The sequence below is a fragment of the Sporosarcina sp. E16_8 genome, from assembly GCF_017347095.1.
Classification (GTDB): domain Bacteria; phylum Bacillota; class Bacilli; order Bacillales_A; family Planococcaceae; genus Sporosarcina.
On the sequence record NZ_JADPRZ010000039.1, the window covers coordinates 1 to 24,868 of the forward strand.

At 40.3% G+C, this 24,868-nt stretch carries 25 protein-coding genes and 1 riboswitch; of the genes, 10 read left to right on the plus strand and 15 right to left on the minus strand.

The genetic code is table 11. From position 1 onward, the window contains the following. The coding region (locus tag I2484_RS16410) for a hypothetical protein (RefSeq protein ID WP_207152133.1) at positions 1-789 on the plus strand (789 nt) is incomplete at its 5' end. 241 nt (positions 790-1,030) lie between these two features. Continuing rightward, on the plus strand, positions 1,031-2,062 hold the full coding sequence (locus I2484_RS16415; protein ID WP_207152134.1) for an S-layer homology domain-containing protein: 1,032 nt from the start codon (positions 1,031-1,033) through the stop codon (positions 2,060-2,062). 441 nt (positions 2,063-2,503) lie between these two features. Here the strand turns inward: I2484_RS16415 and I2484_RS16420 are convergent, their stop codons facing one another. Continuing rightward, a complete protein-coding gene (locus I2484_RS16420; protein ID WP_207152135.1) occupies positions 2,504-3,370 on the minus strand; it encodes a YitT family protein in 867 nt (288 codons plus the stop codon). A 1,087-nt stretch (positions 3,371-4,457) separates the two neighbouring features. Between I2484_RS16420 and I2484_RS16425 the strand changes: the two genes are divergently transcribed. Genes I2484_RS16425 through I2484_RS16435 form a run of 3 tightly spaced genes read left to right on the plus strand, consistent with a single transcriptional unit; the run spans position 4,458 to position 6,891 of the window. Continuing rightward, entirely contained in the window at positions 4,458-5,213 is a 756-nt protein-coding gene (locus I2484_RS16425) for a GTP cyclohydrolase II (protein ID WP_207152136.1), read from the plus strand. After that, the gene (gene ribD / locus I2484_RS16430; RefSeq protein ID WP_207152137.1) at positions 5,206-6,306 is read left to right on the plus strand and encodes a bifunctional diaminohydroxyphosphoribosylaminopyrimidine deaminase/5-amino-6-(5-phosphoribosylamino)uracil reductase RibD; all 1,101 of its coding nucleotides are present in this window, start codon (positions 5,206-5,208) and stop codon (positions 6,304-6,306) included. The genes I2484_RS16425 and ribD overlap by 8 nt, the downstream gene beginning before the upstream one ends. Before the next feature lie 12 nt (positions 6,307-6,318). Beyond that, a complete protein-coding gene (locus I2484_RS16435) occupies positions 6,319-6,891 on the plus strand; it encodes a 5' nucleotidase, NT5C type (protein WP_207152138.1) in 573 nt (190 codons plus the stop codon). A gap of 109 nt (positions 6,892-7,000) precedes the next feature. Here the strand turns inward: I2484_RS16435 and I2484_RS16440 are convergent, their stop codons facing one another. The 5 genes from I2484_RS16440 to I2484_RS16460 form a co-directional block, all read right to left on the minus strand. Then, entirely contained in the window at positions 7,001-7,582 is a 582-nt protein-coding gene (locus I2484_RS16440; RefSeq protein ID WP_255551520.1) for a class D sortase, read from the minus strand. Between the two features lie 251 nt (positions 7,583-7,833). Further along, entirely contained in the window at positions 7,834-8,490 is a 657-nt protein-coding gene (locus I2484_RS16445; protein ID WP_207152140.1) for a M73 family metallopeptidase, read from the minus strand. A gap of 36 nt (positions 8,491-8,526) precedes the next feature. Continuing rightward, on the minus strand, positions 8,527-9,138 hold the full coding sequence (gene sipW / locus I2484_RS16450; RefSeq protein WP_255551521.1) for a signal peptidase I SipW: 612 nt from the start codon (positions 9,136-9,138) through the stop codon (positions 8,527-8,529). Continuing rightward, positions 9,086-9,817: a SipW-dependent-type signal peptide-containing protein gene (locus tag I2484_RS16455; RefSeq protein ID WP_207152141.1), complete on the minus strand. Its 732-nt coding sequence runs from the start codon at positions 9,815-9,817 to the stop codon at positions 9,086-9,088. The genes sipW and I2484_RS16455 overlap by 53 nt, the downstream gene beginning before the upstream one ends. 160 nt (positions 9,818-9,977) lie before the next feature. Continuing rightward, positions 9,978-10,583: a TasA family protein gene (locus I2484_RS16460; RefSeq protein ID WP_207152142.1), complete on the minus strand. Its 606-nt coding sequence runs from the start codon at positions 10,581-10,583 to the stop codon at positions 9,978-9,980. Between the two features lie 1,441 nt (positions 10,584-12,024). Between I2484_RS16460 and I2484_RS16465 the strand changes: the two genes are divergently transcribed. Then, on the plus strand, positions 12,025-12,474 hold the full coding sequence (locus I2484_RS16465) for a hypothetical protein (RefSeq protein WP_207152143.1): 450 nt from the start codon (positions 12,025-12,027) through the stop codon (positions 12,472-12,474). 198 nt (positions 12,475-12,672) lie between these two features. Here the strand turns inward: I2484_RS16465 and I2484_RS16470 are convergent, their stop codons facing one another. The 3 genes from I2484_RS16470 to I2484_RS16480 form a co-directional block, all read right to left on the minus strand. Beyond that, on the minus strand, positions 12,673-13,320 hold the full coding sequence (locus tag I2484_RS16470) for a hypothetical protein (protein WP_207152144.1): 648 nt from the start codon (positions 13,318-13,320) through the stop codon (positions 12,673-12,675). Positions 13,321-13,387: 67 nt separating this feature from the next. After that, a complete protein-coding gene (locus I2484_RS16475) occupies positions 13,388-14,161 on the minus strand; it encodes a hypothetical protein (protein WP_207152145.1) in 774 nt (257 codons plus the stop codon). Between the two features lie 39 nt (positions 14,162-14,200). Beyond that, positions 14,201-14,623 carry a hypothetical protein gene (locus I2484_RS16480; protein ID WP_207152146.1) on the minus strand — a complete coding sequence of 141 codons (423 nt, stop codon included), beginning with the start codon at positions 14,621-14,623 and terminating at the stop codon, positions 14,201-14,203. Between the two features lie 363 nt (positions 14,624-14,986). Continuing rightward, positions 14,987-15,070, plus strand: a riboswitch (cyclic di-GMP riboswitch). A 60-nt stretch (positions 15,071-15,130) separates the two neighbouring features. On the opposite strand from I2484_RS16480, the gene I2484_RS16485 reads away from it, so the two are divergent. Both I2484_RS16485 and I2484_RS16490 read left to right on the plus strand, forming a co-directional pair. Then, entirely contained in the window at positions 15,131-16,153 is a 1,023-nt protein-coding gene (locus tag I2484_RS16485; protein ID WP_207152147.1) for a sensor histidine kinase, read from the plus strand. Beyond that, on the plus strand, positions 16,153-16,797 hold the full coding sequence (locus tag I2484_RS16490; protein WP_207152148.1) for a response regulator: 645 nt from the start codon (positions 16,153-16,155) through the stop codon (positions 16,795-16,797). Before I2484_RS16485 ends, I2484_RS16490 begins: the two co-directional genes overlap by 1 nt. 171 nt (positions 16,798-16,968) lie before the next feature. Here the strand turns inward: I2484_RS16490 and I2484_RS21870 are convergent, their stop codons facing one another. Continuing rightward, a complete protein-coding gene (locus I2484_RS21870; RefSeq protein WP_207152149.1) occupies positions 16,969-18,156 on the minus strand; it encodes a spr1629 family repressor/antitoxin in 1,188 nt (395 codons plus the stop codon). A 228-nt stretch (positions 18,157-18,384) separates the two neighbouring features. On the opposite strand from I2484_RS21870, the gene I2484_RS16500 reads away from it, so the two are divergent. Continuing rightward, positions 18,385-19,098 (plus strand): DUF6904 family protein, encoded by a 714-nt coding sequence (locus I2484_RS16500; protein ID WP_255551527.1) that lies wholly within the window; start codon positions 18,385-18,387, stop codon positions 19,096-19,098. A gap of 561 nt (positions 19,099-19,659) precedes the next feature. After that, positions 19,660-20,712, plus strand: coding sequence for an acyltransferase family protein (locus I2484_RS16505; RefSeq protein WP_207152151.1), 1,053 nt, complete (start codon positions 19,660-19,662; stop codon positions 20,710-20,712). Here I2484_RS16505 and I2484_RS16510 read toward each other — a convergent pair. From I2484_RS16510 to I2484_RS16530, 5 genes are all read right to left on the minus strand, one after another. Next, positions 20,695-20,847 (minus strand): hypothetical protein, encoded by a 153-nt coding sequence (locus I2484_RS16510; RefSeq protein ID WP_207152152.1) that lies wholly within the window; start codon positions 20,845-20,847, stop codon positions 20,695-20,697. The genes I2484_RS16505 and I2484_RS16510 overlap by 18 nt on opposite strands. Before the next feature lie 673 nt (positions 20,848-21,520). Further along, positions 21,521-22,162, minus strand: coding sequence for a hypothetical protein (locus I2484_RS16515; RefSeq protein ID WP_207152153.1), 642 nt, complete (start codon positions 22,160-22,162; stop codon positions 21,521-21,523). Positions 22,163-22,457: 295 nt separating this feature from the next. Continuing rightward, complete coding sequence (locus I2484_RS16520) at positions 22,458-23,282, minus strand: alpha/beta fold hydrolase (RefSeq protein ID WP_207152154.1); 825 nt, start codon at positions 23,280-23,282, stop codon at positions 22,458-22,460. 409 nt (positions 23,283-23,691) lie between these two features. Continuing rightward, a complete protein-coding gene (locus I2484_RS16525) occupies positions 23,692-24,396 on the minus strand; it encodes a hypothetical protein (RefSeq protein ID WP_207152155.1) in 705 nt (234 codons plus the stop codon). Further along, positions 24,380-24,859, minus strand: a complete 480-nt coding sequence (locus I2484_RS16530) for a protein-export chaperone SecB (RefSeq protein ID WP_207152156.1) — start codon at positions 24,857-24,859, stop codon at positions 24,380-24,382. The genes I2484_RS16525 and I2484_RS16530 overlap by 17 nt, the downstream gene beginning before the upstream one ends. Positions 24,860-24,868 lie beyond the last annotated feature (9 nt).

A 24,868-nucleotide genomic window follows, 5' to 3' on the forward strand; every position in this document is an offset into this window, starting at 1 on the left:
TTGGACACTTCGACAGTTTGGTTGGACGCTTTCCGGTTTGTTGCACACTTCACGGAATTGGTTGGAGGCTTCGACGATTTGGTTGGAAACCCTACCACATTCGTTGGACACTCCGACAGTTTGGTTGGACACTCCCCGGTTTGTTGCACACTTCCCAGAATTGGTTGGAGGCTTCGACGATTTGGTTGGAAACCTCACCGCATTCGTTGGACACTTCGACAGTTTGGTGGGACACTCCCCGGTTTGTTGCACACTTCACGGAATTGGTTGGAGGCTTCGACGATTTGGTTGGAAACCCTACCACATTCGTTGGACACTTCGACAGTTTGGTTGTACACTCTCCGGTTCGTTGCACACTTCACGGAATTGGTTGGAGGCTTTGACGATTTGGTTGGAAACCTCACCGCATTCGTTGGACACTTCGACAGTTTGGTTGTACGCTTTCCGGTTCGTTGGACACTTCACGGAATTGGTTGGAGGCTTCGCCGATTTGGTTGGAAACCACACCGCATTCGTTGGACACTCCGACAGTTTGGTTGGAAACCTCGCCACGTTGGTTGGACACTTCGACAGTTTGGTTGGACACTCCCCGGTTTGTTGGACACTTCCCAGAATTGGTTGGAGGCTTCGCCGATTTTGTTGGAAACCCCACCACATTCGTTGGACACTCCGACAGTTTGGTTGGACACTCTCCGGTTCGTTGCATACTTCACCGAATTGGTTGGAGGCTTTGACGATTTTGTTGGAAACCCCACCACCACTGGTAGGACACTCCCCCGATTTCATTAAACACCCCAACAGTCTCCCCTAATCCCCCAACCAACCAATTAGTGACATCTCCGTTAAATGCTAGAACGCCTGCTTGCACTCTTTAATTAGTTCATATAATGAGTTATCATTCTAAATAGGGTTATGCTATAGTTTATTTGTGTAAACAAATCCAAATTATAGCTATCAAAACCTAATTATTGGAGGGATTTACATCAAAAAGAACAATTTACGCAGAAAAATATACGTGGCCGCTATTTCCGTGGCAGTTGTCTTGGCAGTGATTGTTACTGCAGTTCCTGTAACTACCGATGCAGCTAGTCCTTCATTTACAGATGTAAAACCAACTCTTGACCATTATGATTCGATTATGAATCTTGCTGGGCGTGGAATTGTCAAAGGCTATTCAGATGGTACCTATCGCCCGGACAGCAGGCTCACGCGTGGGCAGGCTTCGAAAATCCTTGCGCTCGCTTTGAAGCTGGATACGAAAAATGTCAAAAACCCAGGCTTTAAAGACGTCGAAAAAGCGAGTGGCTTCTATAATTATGTAGCTGCTCTCGAAAATGCGAAGCTCATTTCTGGATTCGAAGATCATACATTTAAACCTAATGCATCCATGACACGTGCCCATATGGCGAAAGCGATTGATCTCGGATTCAAACTCGAAGGTAAATCGACCGTCAACCCATTCAAAGATGTAAGTGATTCTGCTTGGTATGTGGATCACGTCAAAGCGCTCGTCAGAAACAAGGTGACAAAAGGAAAGACAGCTACAACTTTCGAACCGAATGCTAGCATTACACGTGCTCAAATGGCATCATTTGTTGTACGTGCTGAGAATATTGAAGTCGCAACCACTCCAATCGATGAAGCGCGTGCTAAAATCAGAAAAGTTGTTACGCAAAATGGGGTCATTGAAGTAGGCGGCAAGAAAGTTGCAGATTCAAAATTTACTAGTAGGACAAATACTGTAACGATGACTGCCTATGATTCTGATGAAGGGATTAAAGGGATTACCGGAATTGGTGTTTTCTCCGCTAAATTGCGAGCGCTTGGCGTGAATAAAATTCGCATAGGCAACGCTAAAGCAGTCGACCTCTCGCAATTTACAGCAAAAGATGCGCTGAAAGACGACTTCTTCAACCTCTTGAAACCAACTACCAAACCTTCAACAGACAGCGATGTATCTGCAGAAGGCGTCCAAGTTACACTTTACGCCGACAAAGACGGCATTCAATTCCGCGAAACTTTCAACGTTGACTTCCACGTGTTTGTTCCAAGCACTAAATGATCTTAAGGCCTCCTTATCCCACTCTGGATGGGAGGCCTTTTTTAAAAAAATGAAAAGGAGTGCAGACCCATTGAGGTCTGCACTCCTTTTTTGCGACTTATTTTCGGCCTAACGTTGTCTTGTATGTACCAAACGTTGTTTTCTCCCGCCATTACGTTGTATCGTATGGACGAAACCTTGTTTTCTTCCGCCCTGTATGTTGTCTTGTATGTACCAAACAACGTCTATATATTTGGCACTTCTTATTCAGTATTAACCAGGTAGTATACCCTACCCGTACAACGAAAAATTGTAGCGAAGGAGCGACAAGTGTGAGCCCAAGCAATAAGACTGACAGTGTTCTTCTGACAGGCTTATTGCGTAAGGCCATCACCAAGCGACACAGCGGTAGAGACAACACTCTATTTGTTAAGTGCCGATTCACTAGGCTTACTCTTCATCCTAATGAATCGGCGATTTAAACTGTCCGCCATGTGCTTCCTGGGTGTTCATGATCGTTAAAAATGCCTTCGCATCAACTTCATTGACAATTTGTTTCAACTTACTAATCTCCAGACGCGTGATAACAACGTAAATAACATCTTTGTCATTATTATTATAGCCGCCGCTTCCTTTAAGATTCGTAATACTTCTACCCAGTCGTTCATTAATGGCAGCACCGAGTTCCTCGTATTCATCCGACACGATAATCACTGCTTTTGTATCTTCCAACCCTTGGATGACGGCATCGATTGTTTTGGACGCGATATAATAAGTCAAAATTGAATACATCGCTTGCTCCATTCCTAGTACAAAACTCGCCCAGCCGAAAATGAAGATATTGAAAAACATCACAAATTCGCCGACAGAGAAAGGAATCTTTTTCGTCAATAAAATACCAAGTATCTCAGTCCCATCGAGCGCCCCGCCATTACGAATGACAAGCCCGACCCCCGCCCCGAGTAGTAGCCCTCCGAAGACAGTCGCAAGAAGCGGATCCGTCACAAAAGGGTCAATCGACTTAAGCGGAATTTCCACAAGCGCGAGCACAACAATCGCAAATGAGGAAGAGATGAAAAAGTTCTTTCCAATATACTTATAACCGAAGAAAAGGAATGGCAAGTTGATCAGCAGAATGAGTAAACCGAATGGCATACCCGTTAAAAAAGTTAGAATTAGTGAAATACCGATAATGCCGCCGTCGATAATCGAATTAGGGACTAGAAACAGTTCAATGGCCACGGCAGCCATCGATGCCCCTACTAAAATGAAGAAATAACGAAACAAAAAATGCGTACGTGTTTCTTTTTTATGCTGTCTTTTCATCAATGAAATACAGTCCTTCGACAGTAACGTATTTAGTACTTACTATTATCCCCTTCTGTAACTTCTTTGTAAATGATAAGAGTAGCTTCTGGCAGAATTATGATTTGCACGAATTCTGCAGTTATCAATTTGACTAGGTGACTGTCACCGACAATAAGATATTAGCGCATACGTATAGAAGAGGATGAAGTTTTAGTGAATGGTCTGCCTATATATGTTGAATTAAAGACTCCCATTGAATCTGCTGTGGTTCTCGATAATGAGAGAGCTGTAATTCGGGGTGTGGATTGTAGAACACTTGGCGCTTTGGGGATGCCTCTCACCGTAAGCCTGGATTAACGCTTCGCATCCAGGCTTACGGCTTCGGCGACCCCTTTGCCGCGCCTGCGCTAGGGTGTTCATTATCGAGAGTAATATGATTTTGAGATGTATATGTCGAGATTATACTGTGATTACTAGTTGATACTACTTATAGTCAAGAAAGATGCACTCCAAGGTTGCAGATTTCATCACAGATAACGAAATGCGCTTTCTCACATCGATCATCCAGCGAAGGCGCGACTTCGTGGTAGCCGGAGCGATAAGACTAAGGAGGGATGCAGTTCAATCCCTCCCTGTGGTCTTCTTTCTGGCTTATCGCGGGAGGCATCCACAAAGCGTCGAAGCGGTATTGGTAGGAGTTCTATTTCATTCAAAGTACTAGTTCGTTTTCAGTGGCCCCCCAAAAGCACTTGTAAAGCGTATACGCCGTATTCATTTGTTCAACATATTTAGCAAACTGCCCCAAACAACTTTAGAGTAAATCACGAAACAATAAGGTATGCTAAAGGAATAGTTTCCTGATTTATCACACTTTAAAATCCCGTTTGAAATGGCTCAAGTACTACAGTTACTATAAAGTTAATCTTCAATCAGAGGGGGGTTCTTCATCCCCCGCTGATTGTTAGTTTAACCATTCGGGCTTTTACGGGCAGTTGATCCCCCACTTATTCTTCTCGTGCCCTTGTAGACTTAAAGTGGGGGTCTTACTGCTCGTTAATGCGGGATAAATTTGCACGATCACTCAAATTTAAATAGAAGGAATGATTTTATGGTGAATTTGAAACTGGAACCAAAAGTCCTTGACGTATTAAAAGATAAAATACAACTAATCCCTACAGATGAAGGCGCCATCTACTTGGTCGGGCCTATCCAACTACCAGTGAATCTGCATGGAGAAACAGTTGTTTTTAAGTGGTATTGCTGGCTTAGCCGTTGCCAAGTAACGGAGAATTACGGAGATATTATCGAACAGCTGTCATCTGCGAATTTGGCGGAGTACCAGCAGTCGAGCGTGCTCGTCTACGGTGATTTCGAGAATGCGGATGATGCGTTAATCCGTATGCATTCAATCTGCCATACTGGCGATATATTTGGTAGTAAAAGATGCGATTGTGGCTATCAACTCAAGCAATCGATGCAAAATATTGCGGACCACGGGACGGGTGCACTGTTTTATTTGGCGAATCATGAAGGGCGCGGCATCGGATTATTCAGCAAAGCGATGGCCTATGTGCTGCAGGAAAATGGCTACGATACAGTGGAAGCCAACGAAAGCCTTGGATTTGTCGACGATTCTAGAAATTACGATGATGCGATTCAGGTACTCAAGACGTTACGGACAAAGCCTGTTAAGCTCATGACAAATAATCCAAAGAAACTGGAAGCACTGAAGAATGCTGGGCTCCTTGTATCCGGAAGAGAACCTTTATGGGGCGATAAATCAGAGTTCAATGAAAATTATTTGCAGACAAAGATTCAGCGTTCGGGCCATCTAGATGAAAAAGGAATTTATCCAAATGACTAACCACGAATTTTACATGAATTTGGCCCTCGGCAATGCGCGTGCAATGAAAGGACAGACAGATCCAAATCCGCTCGTTGGTTCGGTTATTGTCAATGACAATCGAGTGGTTGGCATCGGGACTCATTTAAAAGCTGGAGAACCGCATGCGGAAATACACGCCATTCGAATGGCTGGTGACATGGCAAAAGGCGGCACGATTTATGTGACCCTTGAGCCCTGCTCGCATTACGGACGAACAGGTCCTTGCGCACTAGCCATCGTTGAAGCAGGTATTGAGAAAGTTATTATCGCCACGCTTGACCCAAATCCTGTCGTTGCCGGTAACGGTGTCAAGATGTTGGAAGAGGCCGGAATTGAAGTTATCGTTGGGGTAATGGAAGAGGAATCTCGTCAGATGAATGAAGTATTTAACAAATTCATCGTCGAACAGAGGCCTTTCATGACGATGAAAGCCGGAAGCACATTAGACGGGAAAATCGCTACACACAAAGCCGACAGCAAGTGGATTACATCCGCTGAAGCGAGGCATGACGTGCATCTCCTGCGCAATGAAAATATGGCTATTTTAGTCGGTGTCAATACGGTAATTGAGGATGATCCCGAATTAACCACACGGATTCCCAATGGAAGGAATCCGATTCGCATCATTTTAGATTCCACATTGCGAATTCCATTAAATTCAAAAGTCATAACCGACGGACAGGCACCCACTTGGATTTTCACCGCACAAGAGGTTGACCAACTAGCCAAACAGAAGCTGGAAGAACTAGGGATTTTACTCTTCCAAACTTCTGGCATCAAACAAGTGGACCCAACTGACGTCGTGCGCATTCTTGGTGAAAAGCTTATTTCCTCTGTGTTGATTGAAGGGGGCGGCTCGATTCACGCCGCATTCCTTGAAAATCGACTGGTCGACAAAGTGGAAATCTATATCGCACCCAAATTAGTCGGAGGCACCCATGCCCCAACATTTCTCGAAGGCACAGGCGTGGAATTAATGCGGGATGCTATAGACTTAGCGGATCTCCGCATTACCCCCGTCGGCAAAGATTTCAAGTTTACTGGCTATCCCCGCTATAGTGAAAAAGAATAGAGGTTATCTAAAATGAAATTCGGTTTTGACATTGATGATACATTGATTAATCTAAGGGAACATGCTTTTCAACTTTACAACACAAAGTTGAATCGAAAAGTGGAGGTAGAGCTCTTCCACGCACTGGATAAAGTTGAAATTCATGAACTTTTTGACATGACTGCTGAACAAGGCAGTGAGATGTGGAATCGTTCATTGGAAGAAATCTACTTCTCGTCCTGCCCAGCATATCCGGGTGCAGTAGAAACCCTACAAAGACTGGATAAAGAAGGCCATGAAATTTATTATATTACAGCGAGGCCCGACATTCATGGTAAGCGCACAATCGAGTGGATGATTGAAAATGGGTTCCCCGTTGACAAAGACAGGTTTTATTACGGCATGAAAGACGAAGACAAAGTTAACATCATCAAGGATCTGAACCTAGACTATTATTTCGATGACAAGCCTGCGGTTCTTGAAACATTGAGAGATCGTCCCCTCCAATTGTTTGTCAAAAGCCAATCGTATAACCGACACTTGGATGTCCAACGGATTAACGACTGGTCTGAGTTGTTCGATTTGTTGATTGGCGAGAAGGAATAGGGATAGTTTTAGGTAGTAGACATAGAGAAATCCAGCCAAGTGAGTACTTGGCTGGATTTTTTTGTTTAGTGCTAGTTTTTTGAACAATGAAGGTTAGTAGGTACTCATTTTACTTCGGTATCGCATAAACAATATACCGTTTTGGCGCATTGCCGATATACCGAAATGGATAGCATGTGGATAAAGTCAGCATTTCTTCCGGTGCCGTAGAACGGATGACTGTTGTATCATTTTCATCTACAATTTCCGTATCCACAACGGCATATGTAAAGGTGCCATGCTGCATTTCCATAATGATTGTATCGCCTTTTTGCAATTTGTCCAATCCGGTAAACACAGTGTCCCTGTGTCCGGATAACAGAATTTGATCTTTTTGACCGGGATAAACAGTGCCTGTGTAGTGACCAACGCCTTGCTTTAACGCATCGTCATCCGTCCCCTCCACAATCGGGAGCTCTTTTTGGATAATAGGGATTCGCAGGATGCCGATTGTTTGACCGTTCTGAAAAGACAGTTCGGGATGGGATGACTCAGGCTGAGATGACTTTATTTTTTGTTGTTTTCCCAAATCCTCCTTTGCCTGAGATAGTGCGACTTTTTCCGATTGCTGTGCTGACGTTAACTGCAGACTGGCGTATCCAATTATCAACAGTCCAATTGCCAACAAAACAATAGCCAGTTTTTTTAGCAAAATCCATCTCCTCCTGCAAATAGAGTACCCAACTGGCATAGCTACTAAAGTTAATCTTCAATCAGAGGGGGGTCTTCATCCCCCACTTATTCTTCTTGTGTCCTTGTAGACTTGAAGCGGGAGTCTTACTGCCCGTTAATGCGGGATAAAGATTGTGTGCAGACTCCACAATAAACAGAAAAGCTGCCAAAGCATGAATGCCATGCACAGGCAGCTTTTCGAAGATTTTTCTATAGTCATTTAAATGTCTATTACGCCATCTTCATCCGTCTATAATGTCTGATGACCAACAACACAATTCCCCCCGCTACAAGTACAGAACCAACTAACATCAAATTAAATAGATTTGTCGACGTGGCAGGCAAGCTGAACCCGGCTGATGTTGGACCGCCGCTGTCAATCTGTCCTAGTGTCACGGCTTGAACCGGCGTGCTGCCTTGTCCTTCCGCCGTAAAGGTGAATGCAAATGCTGACCTAAGTCCTTGAAAATCATTTCCAAGATGCTCTGGAAAACGAATAGTGATATCCAGATTCTCCTCAGCGCCGCTTGTAAGTTTTCTTGCGGGCATTGATTTAAATTCAGCTAATTTCCCTTTATACAATTCCTTTTCGTCTGCTTTTATTTCCAGCAGTAGCTCGTTAAATAGCTTTTTTTCTCCATTGTTTTGTATCTGCATTTGGTAGTCAAAGTCTTTGCTACTGGAGTTTCCGACTGTAAGAGTTCTTGACGCCCAGTCACCAGGCTTCATATTGCTGATATCAAATAAAGTATCTTTTGGTGAAATGCTGAGGCCCATATCATTCTTGTTGGTGTCGTTTTCACCATCTGCAAATACACTCGTTACGGGAATGAAACAGATTCCGCTAATCAATAAAAGATACGGAATAAGTCGAAACAGTTTGCTCATGGTGCTAATACCTCCTTACATATCTTGGCGATCGATTTAAGAAGAACTTTCTCCGCCATCTTCCCCCACTAGATTCACCTTTTTCTTCGGAGACAATTCGATTTCTCCAAGTACTTTCCAAATTGTAAATGCCGAGTAGAGTAGCAGCAGGAATCCAGGGATTAACAGTAAAAGCGCACCATTTTTCGACTGGGTAAAGTTAATGAAGTACCCTACGTAAGGGAGCGTAAAACCAGTGTACTGCGCTACCACATTGCCAGACTGCACTGGATTCATGTCCTCTGCATTGTTGTTGTCACCTTTTGTCCGATAAAGTACAGAGTCACCGCTCTTGACAACCTCTGTAATTCGGTGTGTGATCAAGATATTTTCTTCTTCTTGGAATGTGATGACATCGCCTGCTTTAAAACTGGTTTTATCTACCGCCTGTTTTACAGCAATGATCGAGCCGGTTAGGATGTCAGGCTCCATGGACCCTGACAGAACTGTTTTTAATTGGTAACCAAAAAGCTGTGGCTCGCCGCCAGAGATTTTCGTGATGACCACTACGGAAGCTACACTAATCAGTAGAACCATCAAAATGCCGGAGACGAGACTATTTATCCACTTCATTATTTTCTTCTTTTTCATTAACTTTTTCTCTCTCATTTGTATCCCCCTCTGCTATCTTTGTGTTTATTACAGGTGTTACGACAGCATTTATTTCATCGTCTTTCTTTGTTTCAGCGCTATTTTCTGGAGCCTTACTTTCTACTGACCCCTTATCATCCAGTTTCTTTTCAGTAGATTCGATTACAGAATCATCCTGCCCGTCCGGCTGTTCTTGATCACCATTTTCAGGCTTCTGCTGCTCTTTCCCTTTGTTAGCATCCAAATCTGCATTATTTTCGTTTTCTTTTGCGGCGTTTTCCACTTCAACTGTCCCCTTAGATTCATCGTCTATATTCTTGCAGTCGACCTCGATTTTCTCGCTTGATACAACATCCAGCTTGTTTTCTCCTAAAAGCTTATCATCTTCGCCCTTGCAGCCGACATCGCTTGATGCAGCATCCAGTTCGACTAGATCTTTGTCCACGCAGTCCTCTTCGATTTCCTCGCTCGTTACAACATCCTTTTCAATTTCCTCGCCGCATTGGTTCATAAGAATAGCTGAAACATCCGCAGTTATCGTCTGGGAAATCTCCGCCTGGCTGGTGAGATATGCGGACGTGTTAGATGTTAAATAGCCGACGCCAAAGATCGCTAAATAACACACGAGCGCTAACTTTAATGGCAGAAGTAGACCGTAATTCTTTTTCCTAGGTTTGCGCCTTCGCTTGCTTTTCAACCTGTCCCCACCTTTCAAAACATTATAGCTAGAACTTTCTTAAATATATTCCTCAAAACATAAAGTAGAGTTATATGTTGAGAAATATATTTAAGGAAGAATTCTGGTAGCTTGATAAAATAAAATGAGGGAGGAGAAGGGCTCTCCTCCCCGGTTTTCATTATCTTGCTGATCCCGCGGTTTGCTTTGCATCAAATGTCCATTCAAGCTGCAATGAGTCCCCTTGGAACTTGTTTTGATCTGCATTATTCTCAACAAATTCAAACTTAACTTGAAGTTCATCGGTTGTACCAGCTTTTAGTCCGCTATTTTCTTTACCTCCAAAGATCCAGGCTAATAAATCTCTCTCAGTAACGTCAGCTGAAGTAAGTGCTTTTAAAGTAGTGTTTTTAATAACAGTGTTACCTTTATCGCCGTTTACAAGGAATTGAACTTTAATATGTTCACCAAAGTCTACGCCTGCATTATCGCCTTTTACATCAGTTACAGTATATTTTGATGTCAGTAATACTTTGGAAACATCCAGGCTACCGGTGTTATTCAGTTTGAAATTACGTGTCATCGTATCACCAGGTTTAATTTTATCTACATTAATAATAGCATTTGCTGCATCATTACCTTTAACATTGATATCCAATGTACCTGCTGCAAAAACGCTGTTATTTACTTCCACATCATTGAAATAAGCATACGTGCCTCCACCGATCATACTTACAGCCAATGCACCAGTTGCGATTCCCATTGCTAGTTTCTTTTTAATAGACATTTTTAATTTCCTCCAATTAGTTTGTATTTTTTTTTATTGAATGCTCGTTCTTTCCTATGTCTTGGAAGAAATTGTTTTCTTCTTCGATGTTAGGTATGAGTTCAATTTCACTTTCAATAACGCAGGCTTGATTGCATGCACAAATTTCACCTTTCTATATGGAATGCATTGTTATACCATTCGGAAAGGTTTTGTCCTGAATTGCCATTTGCATAAATTGTTCCCGTACCTATTCAGGTAATAAACACCAGAACAGTCCCAAGAACTTTTTTCTTCGTTAGCACCTCTTTAGTAAGGTTCATACTTCTTCATTCAAAAATCTCCTCCAATACCATTTTCGGCTTGTTGCCGTTTTTGTAACTACTTTTAGTATAGGATTATTCCTGTGGGACATCCTCACTCTAAAGAGTGATTTTCTGAGATCGATAGTCTACCTCGTTTTTCTACTTTAGTTTAGAATGGGTGCACTTTCGTACCAGTTCACTTCTATTTAAATGAATAGCTCAACGGGAAATGCAATGAAGGAACAGCTCTATCTTATAGAAGTAACCTCGTATATTGATTTATCGACCGGGTAGTCTTAATTCACTCAAATACAAGTTGAAAACCCACAAATAGTACCTCTTCAACCGCAGGAGTTGACTATGTATTTAACATAAATTAGTTCTGCTGAATTATATAAAGCGAACTCAATCAGTGGGGGTGTTCCTCATCTCCCACTGATTGTTAGTTAACCATTCGGGCTTTTACGGGCAGTTGATCGTCCAGTTGTTCCTTTTATTCCCGAAAATAATAGAAGTGGGGTCTTACTGCCTCTTAATGTGGGATTAATAAATACAGTTTATGATAACTGTGAAATTCATCCTGTATACGGGCCACTTGGATGTATGGAGTTATTGGTGCAACCGATCTGGTTACACTTGGACATTATGTTCACGTTGATTGGGTTTTTATTAAGTGAGGAGAGGTAGCTATGGTATTGAAGGTAATTATGGCGTCTATCATCAAATTATCCACTTAGAAGCCTGCCTAAAAATGGAATTAAATATGATATATCTGAAGAAAGGACTGTTTGACGATAAAAGTAATGAGGATCGGTAAGGGATGATTGTTTGATTAGCTGTACCTGGTGTCATTATGACAACTCATACGATTTTATAAATATACAGGGAAAAATCAGCCAAAGTGGATCTCACCCCGTTCAGTTGAGTGGTACGGTAATGGGAAAAGACTAATTAGCACCAAATTATAATATCAATTAGCATCGCATTTAGCGGTGCATTTTCATTTTCCTAAAGGGTTTTTGGGTATCTTTGGTATACTGGTTTTGGAGTAGGATAATTTATTGATGTTCAGTTATCGGACCAGATTAAGAAATGGTTTCAGAAAACAGAATATTCCTATTAAGTTATAGCTATTATTTATGAGGGGATTGAAGCTTATGATTCAACAGGAATTGTTTACAGATATAAAGCTCATTGGTGTAGAGTCTGGTATTATTTCAATTAGTTATGAGTCACTTGATTTTCTACCAGGTATTTCAATAGACTTTTATGATGAAGATACTGGTGTCGAAGGTTTATTAGATTCAATTATGTTAGGAGAGTTTAGCCCCACCAAAGAATCCTACGTCATGGGAGATTTTGATTTAAACCGCATTAAAAATAGTGAAGAGGCAGAAGTAATAAAGAAGCAACTTAACGATAAAGGGAAAAGAATGGAGCCCGAGTTAGTAGCCAAAGCAGAAGAATTTGCAAAAGAAATTAGAGAACGGGCTGGTATTTCTGTTAAGGTTATTCCGGGGATACAAGGGAAACCTGATGTATATACAATATCTGATCAGAATAATTGGCATGCTGATCAGGTTTTAGCAGGAATTTATTATGATTAATAAATTCCAACTTTTTCGCAACTAGGTCCAATAATGGAAAAAGTTAACAATTACCAATTAAGTCCTTTTAGTTAAGGAAATGGCTATTCAACCTTAAGATCACCCAACTTGTCGTTTCGAGCTAGCTTTTTAATTACATATATCGAAATACTAGAAAACTCCTTGTTCATTTAAAAATGAACAAGGAGTTTTATGGTTTTATTGGGCTGAATCTGTTGCTAGCGTCGGATCTGGCTTTGTCGCTACTTCAGTTTCAGGTGCCGGCTCGGGATTGGTTTCTGCATCGGTTTTAGGCGTCAACTCAGATTGTATCCCTGCTTCAGATTCCGGAGTTGAATCCGGTTTCACTTCCGTCTCCGAAGCTGGACCTGGTTTTATTTCTGATCCAGGTTTTGGTTTGATAGAAGTGGGTTTATTCAATTCTTGGACGGTTTGATTATACTGTGCATCAAGGTCGGCAATGATTGCCTCTTTTTCTTCAGTAAGATCGGTTTTCATATTCTCTTTTAAGGTAGCGGCATATTCCCGCAATGCACTCGTCCGTTTCAGTTTTTCATCTTCAGTAAATGCCGCCAATTCTTCTTCAGCCCTATTCTTTTCGTCCTGCAAAGCTATTTTTAGTTCATCCATAAGCCGATTCTTTTCTGAGGTGATTGCCTCGGATATCTCTTGTTCAGATACCGTCTTCTTGGCTCCAAGCCAATTTATTAATGAGCTCCCGACATCCTGGCCCGCAAATGCCCTATTCATGCCGCTTCCAAGACTGATTGTTAACAGGAGAGCGCCTAGTAATAGGCCTATCTTTTTATAACTGAATTTACTTATATACTTTTTTAATTTAATCAACCTACTTACACCTCCATTAAAAACAATAAGGACCTCCAAATAGCTGGCCCTTATCAAATATTAGATGTCACTTATTAATCGCATCAACTAAATCTTTCATTTCTTTTAGTGCAGCTTTTTCTAGATTTGCAGCTTCATTAGTAATAAAGCCATATTGTATAGCAAGGTATTTGTTTGTTCTATTCGTAATATCTTTACTTAGTTTAGTAATTTTAGTATCAATTAAACCTGTAAGTTCTTTTACGGTAGCTGTTGATTTTGAATCCAATTGTTTTTGGAGTTCAGTTTTTGCATCTTCAATTGCCTTTTTCAACTCACTAACAGCAGTAGTAGTTGTCGCTTCTAATTCTTTTTTCACTTTTGCACGAGCCGCCGTCCCCTCTGCATCTGTGTGCTTTAACATTGCTGCTTCAGCATCTGTCCATGCTGTATCGGCTGCCAAGTTAATCTTAATAGTTGCTTCGTCAGAAAGTTTTTTAAATTGACTAGCCATATACCCCTCGATATCTGATTTTTCCTTACTAATCGCATTTATGTGTTCGGTCTTTTGAGCATCTATGTTTTTGTTTGATTTAGAAGTTGAGCTTTCCCCTACTTCAACTATATTCTTTGTTGCATACCCCTTGAGATCTGTGACTTCTTGAGCAAACCCCTCAAATTTATCTTTTTGATACCCTGTATAATTGGTCTCAACATTTGCGGATGCCTTGCCAAATTGCCCATCGTACCATGCTTTAAAGTTTGTTCCTGCGTCTGTAGCACCGAAAGCTACCCCTGCACCTGTTACGAGTCCAAATACCATTGTTCCTGCGATTACTTTACCTTTTACTGTTTTAATCATTTGTTTATCCCCTTTTATCATATTGGTTTGTATGAGTGCTTACTCGCTAAATAGTTCTTCTACCATATTTTCAAAATCCTTATCCATTTCTGCTTCAATGTTGAGCTTGTCCACATAATCATCGAAGTTTACGTTTTCAAGTCCTGCAACCGTATCACTCAGGCTGTTTAACGCATTGCTCTGATACTCTTCGATGCCGGACTCCGCTTCCTTCATTTTATCGTCGCCGAAACTTGCCAATGCGTCTTCTATGCTTTTTTTTGATTCTTTCACAAAAGAATTGACCTCTTTGAAGACTACTAGCATCCCGGCCGTAGTAGCTACAGCTAACTTTCCGCTTTCTTTTTGGAATGAATTCTTATACCAGTCGGAAAGGTTTTGTGCTGGATTGCCACTTGCGTAAATTTTTCCTGCGCTTAATAAGAGTGTAAACAGCAGGACAATTCCTAAAACTTTTTTCATCGATAACACCTCTTTAGTAAGTTTCATAATTCTTCATGCAAAAATCTCCTCCAATACCTTTTCAGTTTGTTGCCGTTTTGTATCTACTTTTAGTATAGGAGTATTTCTGTCGGGCTTCCTCACTCTAAATGGTAATTCACAGTAGTCGTTCGTCTACTATGGGGTTCTACTTTAGTACCAGGAACACCTATATAGAGGTAATTTGATTTCTTTTTATTTTTTCCACGCCAATGGGTAGTAAGTAACTGAAAAGTCTTAATTCGCCAAAATACAAGTTAATAACAAAAAAAAAGAACCTCTTCAACCGCAGGAGGCGACGTGATATTTAGAAGAACTTGGTTATACTGAACTATATAAAAGAATATCAATTATGGAAACTGTGATATACATCCTTTATATGGGCACCTTGGATGTATGGAGTTATTGGTGCAACCGACCTGATTATACGTGGACATTGTGTTCATGTTGATTGGGTTTTTATTTTTGATAAGAGGGGGAGCGATGGGAATGAAAGAAATCATAGCGTCTATCATTAAGCTTACGCAAAGTGATGAGGCATTTTTTTGGTTAACGGATGCAAATCACCAAAATAGCCACCTGGCATCTTCTACGAATAATACCCACTTAGAAACCATCCTAAAAAAGGAATGGCATACGATACGTCTGAAGAAAGAACTTTTTGTCGATAGGTTTAACGAGGTTTGGTACGGTATGAAAGTCATTAAAACCCCCACTACTATTGGCGTTATAGGGGTCAGGATTTCCAGTTCTACTGAGGCACAAGAAGCATTTCTCCTTAATCGTCCTTTTGCGTTTCTCGTTCAACTTATTGAAATCATGCTAGAAAGAATTCAAATGGATTCAATGAAGGAACAGATGATTGTACTTGAGGAACAGAATCGTATCGCCGATGAAATCCATGACAGTGTTTCGCAAAGATTGTTCGGTATTGTTTATTCCCTACACAGTTTACAGTCAAAAAGTAAGGATATGACAACTGCTGAATTGAATGATGAACATCAATTTCTTTCACAATCTGCCAACACCACGCTAAAGGAACTTCGATCAGCTATATACAATCTCAGCTCGACGAAGAATGGTGAAAAACCCTTTCTAGTCCGGCTGAAGAATTATTTGGATGATTACGCCCGGTTAAGTGATATACGGATTGATTATCAACTAACGGGTGATGAAGCTTTACTATCAAGTGAATTAAAACAAGCACTTTATAGAATCGTTTGCGAAGCTTGCGGAAATGCGGTTCGACATGGACGGTGTACCACTATTGAACTTAGATTATCTTTACTAGATGAGAGAACCTTATTGGATATTCACGATAATGGCATCGGGTTTAATCCGCAACTATCCGATGACCTGCAGGAAAAAGGAATCGGTCTGTTCAATATGAAAAGGCTTGTAAGCACTTTTGCAGGATCGTTTTCGATAGATGGATTCCACGGGTTAGGGACAGAAATACAAATCGAAATTCCAACTACAAAAATACTAGAGAAGGTCCAGGTGATTGGCTAATGCAAATCGTTATTGTCGATGATCATCCATTAGTGAGAAAAGGACTAACTTCTATCCTTTCTATTGAAGGGGAGATGCAGGTCCTTGGAGAAGCAGCTTGTAGAAAAGAGGCGCTAACTCTTTTCCAAAAAACTAAACCCGATTTAGCGATAGTGGATCTTCGCTTAGCGAATGAATCCGGTCTGGAATTAATTGCAGAAGCGAAACAACAAGGAATAGACTGTAAATTCGTTGTGCTAACTTCATCGACGGAAGAGCACGACTTTAATCAGGCGAAAGAAATAGGGGTGGATGGCTATATATTAAAAGAGGCATTACCTGAGGAACTGTTACATGCCCTAGGAATTATCGGCAGAGGTAGAAAGTATTATGATCCTGGGGTATTTGACTTGGTGATGGAATCTAGGGACAGCCCTTTTGAAAAGGATGGGCATGTCGAACAGCTAACGCCAAAGGAAAAGGAGGTCTTACTTGAACTCGGCATGGGTCATTCAAATAAACAAATTTCACAGGCCTTATATATTACGGAGTATACTGTAAAAAAACATGTCAGCCAGGTATTAGCAAAGTTAGATTTAGCCGATCGGACAAATGCGGCATTGTATGCTAATGCTAAGGGGTTAGTGGCTTATTGTGTGAATTGAGTGGACTGTAATGGTATATGACCGGCTAAACATGGTGTCACCACTACAATTTAACTATTAAAAACCGTCCAAACGGAAATACAAGTGGACGGTTTTTTAATTTGTATAGAGACTTCACGAATACGTTTAAGTAATTCCCTTGCTACATCCACAGATATGCATGCTGTAACCCTAGGATAGATAGTCATCATTTTTCCTTTCACTTATATAACTGACGCCAAAATAAGCGGGTTTTTCCATATACTTATTTAAAAAGCTTTCATCTAGGCCTAAAATTTTAGCGATTAGTTTCTCATTGTAATGCGTATTATCCATCAGACTTTCAAGGGAAATGATTTTTTTATCAAATAAGAATTGCAATGAACTTTTTACTTTTCCCGGTCTAATTATTTTTATTTTATCATCCAACGGTTCAAATTGTGTGTATTTTTGACGATTTAATGTGGCGTAAAAATACCTGTGCTGTTCATACGTCATGTATCCTAATTTACGGGTATAATTAGCCATTGCTGCTAAAGAAACGGACCATTTTTCTTTCAAATCGATGTACGCATCTGGTTTAGAGAGCCTTCCTATTTGCTTTATGTCATCAATAAAATCTTTTTCAGGCATTAAAAAATACGTTGCAAAATCATAAGCTTCTTTTTCAATTTCCTTGTATTCCTTCTTACTCAGTTCACTTAAATCCATTTTATAATGCAGCAAAAGATGACCTAGTTCATGTGCCAAATCAAGGTTTCTTCTTACTGCGGATTTTTTCGTATTTCCTAAAATAATAATAGGTTTGTCCAATTCACTCCACGTGCTATAGGCATCAATATCAGTTCCCAAGTGCTTTTCAAAAATGAAAACTCCATTTTTCTCCAAGCTAAACATGAGTTTCTGGTTATCATATTTCAGTTGTAGTTTTTCTCGCGCATATTCTGCAAGATGACGAATAATTTCTGCTCTTTCATTTGCCACGGCATTTTCACCGATATATTTGATACAATAAGTGCGTATAGTTACAAGCCTGTTTTCCGGGTAGACGATGTACCCTTCCAAAACGTTTAGAATCCCTTCAATGAACTCTAAATGAGTTGCTTCATATCTCGTCTTGATTATGCTAGTCATTTCTTTAGACCGATAAGCCAATAAACTGGGATCAAAATGCGTTTTAAAAACTTCTTCATTATAGAAGTATTTTGTTTTCACATTGAATAAATCCTTAAACTTATTAACTACTTCAAGTCCAGGTCCATTATAATTGTTCTCATACTGCCAAATCGATTGTTCACTCACATCAACTAATTTCGCTAATTCATTCCGTGAATATCCGTGGAGTAATCGAATGTCGGTTAATTTTTCGCCAACAAACACTATACACCCCTCTTTTCATCTGATTTTTAATAAAGTTCTTTAGATTATCATAGTCTTTTATTAAAGAAAGTCCACAAATTTAAAACATTTTTTAAAGTAATCTTTTGACTTGGTGACAGTCATCCAGTCAATTCAGACACAATTCAGTTGCCCCTGCACTACTTTCCCCCTATGTGGTACGATAAAAACATCGGAACTGCATTAATCGGGGTGTTTCTAGTGATACAAATGAAGAGTACAGAGAATCATGTGGGCATTACTATTTCCGGTGATATTTATGATCTCGAAGAACTATATGATGCGTTGCATACGATTGTCGGAGACGAAGGCGAGCGGATAGGCTATGATGGCGTCCGAATTCGCGTGCTGGGCATCTGTTACGATTTGCGCCATGCGATGATGGGAAATCGCCAAGCGTTGAATGTGCCAAACGGACTCGACCGTGACCGGATGCGACATCTTGGATTTGTCGGCTCGGATCATAACGTCTATTATCAATTCGAAGTGCTGTGGCCTGAGCTTCTTTTCGTTTCATTGTCGTTGACTGAGTTTTTGATAATGCATGAACGGGGTAAAACTGTTCACAGCTGGGACTCGGAGGCCGCCGCCGTGCGAAAATTCCAGTCGGGCGTTGCAAAGTGTCTGCATGAAACGCTGACAGAAAAGAAATTCTCCACCATCAAGAAATACTTCGAATCGAGCCGATACATCAATCATGCTTACTATACAACGCAATACATCGATAAGCTCAATGTCGAATTCATCAAAATGGACAAGGAAAAACGGCTGAATAACATCAGTATCATGGCGAAAAGAGTCGCTGAACGTGATCAACGCTATGTTCAAGCCCAGGCGGAAGTTCGCGAAGCTGCGGCTTATCACGGAGTTTCACAAAATGAAATCCGTTTAAAAAAAGAGTATCCGGATGATATTGATTGGTAAGATTCGTGACCAAAGTGAAAAGGACACCAACCATTCAACTACATGGCTGGTGTCCTTTTGAATATGCATTGTTAGAATGACGCCGCGCACTCCCCTATACTAATAACAGAAGAAGTTGTGTTGATTGTCGGGACAAACGTAACTGTCCAGACTTTCACGTTTGGTTTAGAATTGCTTGGACGACTGTCACCCACTACTTCATAGCAGAAAGTCTTTCTTTGCAATAGAACGGCTAGTGAGAGTGATATGTTATATGATTGGTCTACCATCGGGCATATAACATGAAAAAATCTATTCGAAAAGCAATCAGCGTTTTTCGTAGTCCCAGTCGAATCCTTTTTATCATGATAATATAGCGGCAAGCATTGACAGTTCACATGTAGCGTCTTCATCCAACCGCTTAAAATATTCAGATTAATAAGTCATCCGTAATTAATTAAGGAAATTTCCCCGAATTCTTCCGCCTTCCTTTCAATCCCGAGTCAATTCTGTTACATCACGTTCAAAACCGTCGATAGGTAGTACAATGGGTACACGTCAATTTTCTTGAGGAGCTTGATTATGAATAAGAAACGTTTATCCTGGGTGGATGTCACCAAAGGATTTTTAATGATTCTTGTCGTCATTGGTCATTATCCTGGACAACTTGATTTCCCACTTGCGAAGTATATTTATTGGTTTCACATGCCAGCTTTCTTCATTTTAAGCGGTTTGTTTTTCAAGCCTGTAGTCGAAAAGGGCTTAATGAAACTGTCAATTCACAAACGTTTTATGCAATTGATTGTCCCCTATTTGTTTTTCCTAGTCAGTATTACGCTGATTCGTTACGGGATAGAAATTGGTTCAGGCAATCTGGATCTATCGTGGTACCTAAATGATTTGTGGACAGTGGCTGTCGGCGGACGTTTTGCACGTGGTGCGTACGGTGTGTTCTGGTTTGTAACAACTTTATTCTTTACGTATTTATTCTTCTTATGGATGACAAAATACTTTACTCGCACGAAACAACTCATTATTTTGGCTATCTTCTATAGTATTGCCCATGTTGAAAGTTTGTTTGCGATGCAAGTCATTGGCGGGGCACCAGATACTGCGTCTCAAACAATCCCAATGATTTGGAACATCGATGTTGCGCTGATGGCGGTCGTCTATTTTTCACTCGGTTATTATATGAAGAGTATTTGGATGAATGTTTCGAGAAGATGGTTAATCGCGGGATTAGTCGGCAGTTTGACGGCCATTTTGCTTGATAACTTTAATGTAATTGACTATCATTTGAGCATGAAATTTTTGCGTTATGAACATTTCGTTTTAGATTTGATCATTCCTCTTTCATTCACACTTGTACTGGTTGGCGTATTCCAACTCATTGCTACTCAACTGTCACTTAATTGGCTGCAAAAGATTGAGAAGCATTCGCTAACGATTATGTACTTGCACATCTTTACAGATATTTTGTTAAATGATTATTTCAAGTATGGCATCGTTGGATTCACAGCATTCGGATTGGTTGTTCCAATCGTGTTTTCAATCATTATTCAAAAGTTGCTCCCACATGGAAAGCTACTGCTTGGTGGATTTTCACAAAAAAAACCATTACCCATTCGGCAATAAATCATTAACGTCCGTAGCTATATAGTCAGCACTTAACAAATAGATTGTTCTTCCAACACCGCATTGTCGCTCGGTGATGGCCTTACGCAATAAGCCCGGCAGAAGATCACTGTCGGTCTTATTACTCCGGCTCACACTTGTCGCTCCTTCGCTGGATTTGTTCGTTATACTGGCGAGTTACACCCCCTAGTTAATTCCAAATAAGTAGTGCCGAATAGATAGTGTGCGATTATCAGGTATATCTCTAGGCAATCTTGCATATACTACTAATCACAGAGGGGCGGCACTTCTCTGTCCCGCACGGGGGCACTTTCGACGGAAGGTGAGAAAGAATTCCACGCATAATCTGACTGGAGATTGTCCAGTAGTGCCGCGTAATACATAGATAGGAACAGAAAAACCAGCCATTTACGATTTTGGCTGGTTTTACTTTGTGCTTTATAGACTGGACTAAGAATTCCCGATTCTACACGCTTCGGCGCTTTGTGGATGCCTCCCGCGATAAGCCAGAAAGAAGACTGCTTTCAGTCTTATCGCTCCGGCTACCACTAAGTCGCACCTACGCTGGTTCTTCCTATTTTCTTAAGACATCTACTTCATCAGAAGATACTTAACGCGGCCGGCAATTAATTGCTACAGGATTAACGAAACGGGTGTGGCTAGCAGTGTCGTGATTACTTCGCCGAAAGCGGGCCGGTAATAGTCCAGTGAAAATAGCGGTTTTCAAGCCCTTCTCGCCAGCATTTTACGCAAGTAATGGTTAATCAACAGAAGTGTTAACAATAATTATACAAAGTGCACTTGAAAGTTATTCCGGAAACGTAATCACAAGTTCCCCTTCAATATTGACAACCTCAATCAGTTCTTCATTAAACAAATAAGGTGTATCATTTTTGTCCTGTGGTGTAATTGCCTCATAGCTATTCTTGACTGATAAAACCTGAAAAGTGACTGGAATATAGCGAACTTTGTTTAATGTTTTCATATTCCCCATCAAGAATACTTCTTTGCTGGAAACGGCAAAACTCAGATGCCCCACTTCTTTATTCAAATTACCCGATACTAGTTTCACGTCCTGCAATAAAGAAATCGTGCATAAAATGAAATCGTTGACGATTTCGGCTGGTAACTTCTCAAAGCCATTTTTCAAAAACAACGCATTAAAACCGTTCCTGATTTCTTTGAACGTGAAGATATCCTCAATTTTCTTAGCTTTGACCCCATTACTCAAATTAGTGATAATCTGCTTACACTCGCCTAGGTATTCACCTACATACCCCGTGCTTTTTTCCCTTAGCGCGATGAAGTCGGCAAGTTCACTAATACTTTCAATGCCATGCGCATCGTCTCGAACCAACATCATGAAACTATAGAAGTCTTTTTCATCAAAATTTCTTTCAGTAAACTTGTTGTAGTAGTGCGCAAATAACTGTTGTTCTTTCTTATCCATGATGCTTCCACCCTTTTCACTATTCTTTTGCGTATCCTTGCTATAATCATAACATGCTTAGGAACATGCTTTCTACAATGGGGTTGTGAATGTAGACTCGAAATACGTTTTCTTGCTTGTTGACTAGATAGTCGGTACTTAATAAGTAGATTTTTCTTCCAACACCGCTTAGTCGCTAGATTTGTTTGTTGTAGTTGTGAGGTATACCAGCTAGTTAATTCTAAATAAGTAGTGTCGATTAGATAGCACAAAAAAACCAGCCCTCACAATCCTCGGGGCTGGTCCTCCTTTAACGTTATGCACTAGTGACAAACTTACTTGTTGCTAGTAAATCCTGCTCCGTTTTAACTTGATCCTTGATAAACTGAATAGCTACTTCATTGAATTCTTTATGCTTCTCAATATTACAGACATGGCCGCATTGCTCAATAATATGCAATCTAGCGCATTTGTCCTTTATAGTATCTTCTTCAACGGGGCCAAGGAACATATAGTCTTGATCGCCCATGATGTACATTTTGGGGATTTCATGCTTTTCACAATCAATTCTTGGATAAATTTCGCATACCTTGGCAGCAAATCGATACCATTTAATAAACCCTTGTTGACGAATTTTCTTTGCTTCCTGGATGAAAACGTCCCTTGATTTCTTATGATGCGCTTTAGGCATAAGGATGCGTGCAAACGTTTTATACAACCACATATAAGGGACCACACTTTTAAGCAGGTTTCCTGTTCTAAGAATCACTTTCGCAACACTTGTTAACCGGATAATCGCACCGCCTAAAATCATGCTTTTAATTCGGGTTGGCGCGTAAATATGCATCGCATGTAAGACAACAGAGCCCAAACTAATCCCGGTAAAGTGAGCCTTTTCAATAGAAAGGGAATCTAATACCTTCACAACATCTTGGGATAAAACTTCAGGTGTATACGTCAGCATTTCAGGTTCGTAATTTGCAGAACCGCCATGATCTCTTAAGTCAATGAAGAGAAGATTGAAGTGCTTTTTAAACTCTTTTATTTGTTTATACCATATATTTGAATTTCCGCCCAATCCATGGAGAAATACAACCCACTCATGCTGAGGACTTAAGTTATGCGTTTCATAATGTAGCAACTGAAATTCACCCTCTTTCCTGTAGAGCAATCCATATAAGTATCTACTATTTAGCGAACCTTGTCGATTTTTGTTATCTTATGAATACTATTGTAATTCATTTATTTATAAAAGTCTTGTGCTAGCATGAAAGAGTTGCCTCTAAGTTTTCCATTGTACTTTTTATTGTCACAAAAGAGCAATTGCGTGCTGTGCAGATTAATTCCTGAACAATTATCCTTGTTTAACCAACTGTTTATCCTCAAAATCCTTGGGCTTCCTCGACGACCGAGCATAAACCCCATCAACCGATAAATCACTATATACGAACAAAAGATCAGACATTTACGTAAATGACTGATCTTCATTTTATTAATATGCAATTGTAGGTACTACCTAAAAAGCATCGTGCGCCTGCAAGTAAAGACTATTAAGTAATAATCTCTTCGTGTCCCATCGTCTTAAATCTAGTGTTTACTCTTAAAAGTCCTTTTTGAACAAGCATTCGCTTAATAAAATCAGCATCATCAAACGAGACTAAAAGTATTTGGTGTTCTACTTTAGCCTGGTCTAATTCGCCTTCTAATAATTCTAGGTAACCAAACTCTTTCTTCCCAAATGCATCAGGTTGAAATTTCACCTCGACAAACTCACCGAATTCTCCATTCCAACTCGCGGCATCAACTGTTTGACGGTTTCCATCCCCATCTAAAACTATTTTGGGGCGATATAGAACTTTGACCTGGTTAATTGCTACAATTACACCATAACCTATTTGCGCAGGTACATGTCTTTTGCTAAAGTAGCTTTCGAAAATCTTTTCAGGAATTAGACCACGCATTTTATTCCATTCATCTTCAGACTGACAGACTATAAATATTTGTTCTATTAAACTAACAAACTCATTTTTATCAGGTGCTGCTTTCCTCCGATTTGGAATAAATGCATTAGCCCATTTTTGAAGCATTGAATTCTGAATACCTTTCTTCCACCAATCTCCACTAACCCTCATAAATGAGTTTAAATCGTTGATTCTTCCTTTATATTTATATGTATGTATCGCTATCAATTCTGCAACCTTATCTAAATGCGGATGTTCGTAATCTGACGGGTGGAATTCAATTGTTGCTTTCATCTTGTCCTACGCTTTCATTACTTTTCGCATTTTGAATTAATGATTGAATAATATCCATAGTTGGTAAAATAATTGGATCGATATTCATTTGTGCTGAAAGTGAAGCGACCAACGCCCTGACATATGGAACTAATTGCGGGACAGTCTGAACCTCAACAAAATGGTTGAATTCATCAATTCCAATCTCCTCCTTCGCTAAAAACGTACCCCTATATACGGTTTCAATTTCAATTGCACTTTCCCCATCCCACGTGTTTTTACATTCAACAACAGTCTTTAGAAAAGCATCTATCTTATTGTTCACTATCCCATTAATTCTAAAGCTAAATGTTAATTCACTATGTAGGGGCATTGTAATCTCTTCTATATTTTTTGTTATTTTTAATTCCTCAAGTGAAGCTCTTTCTAATTGAATCATTGTTTTAGAAATAACATATTCCTCATACGCTTTTGAAATTTCCATGCTAGATCT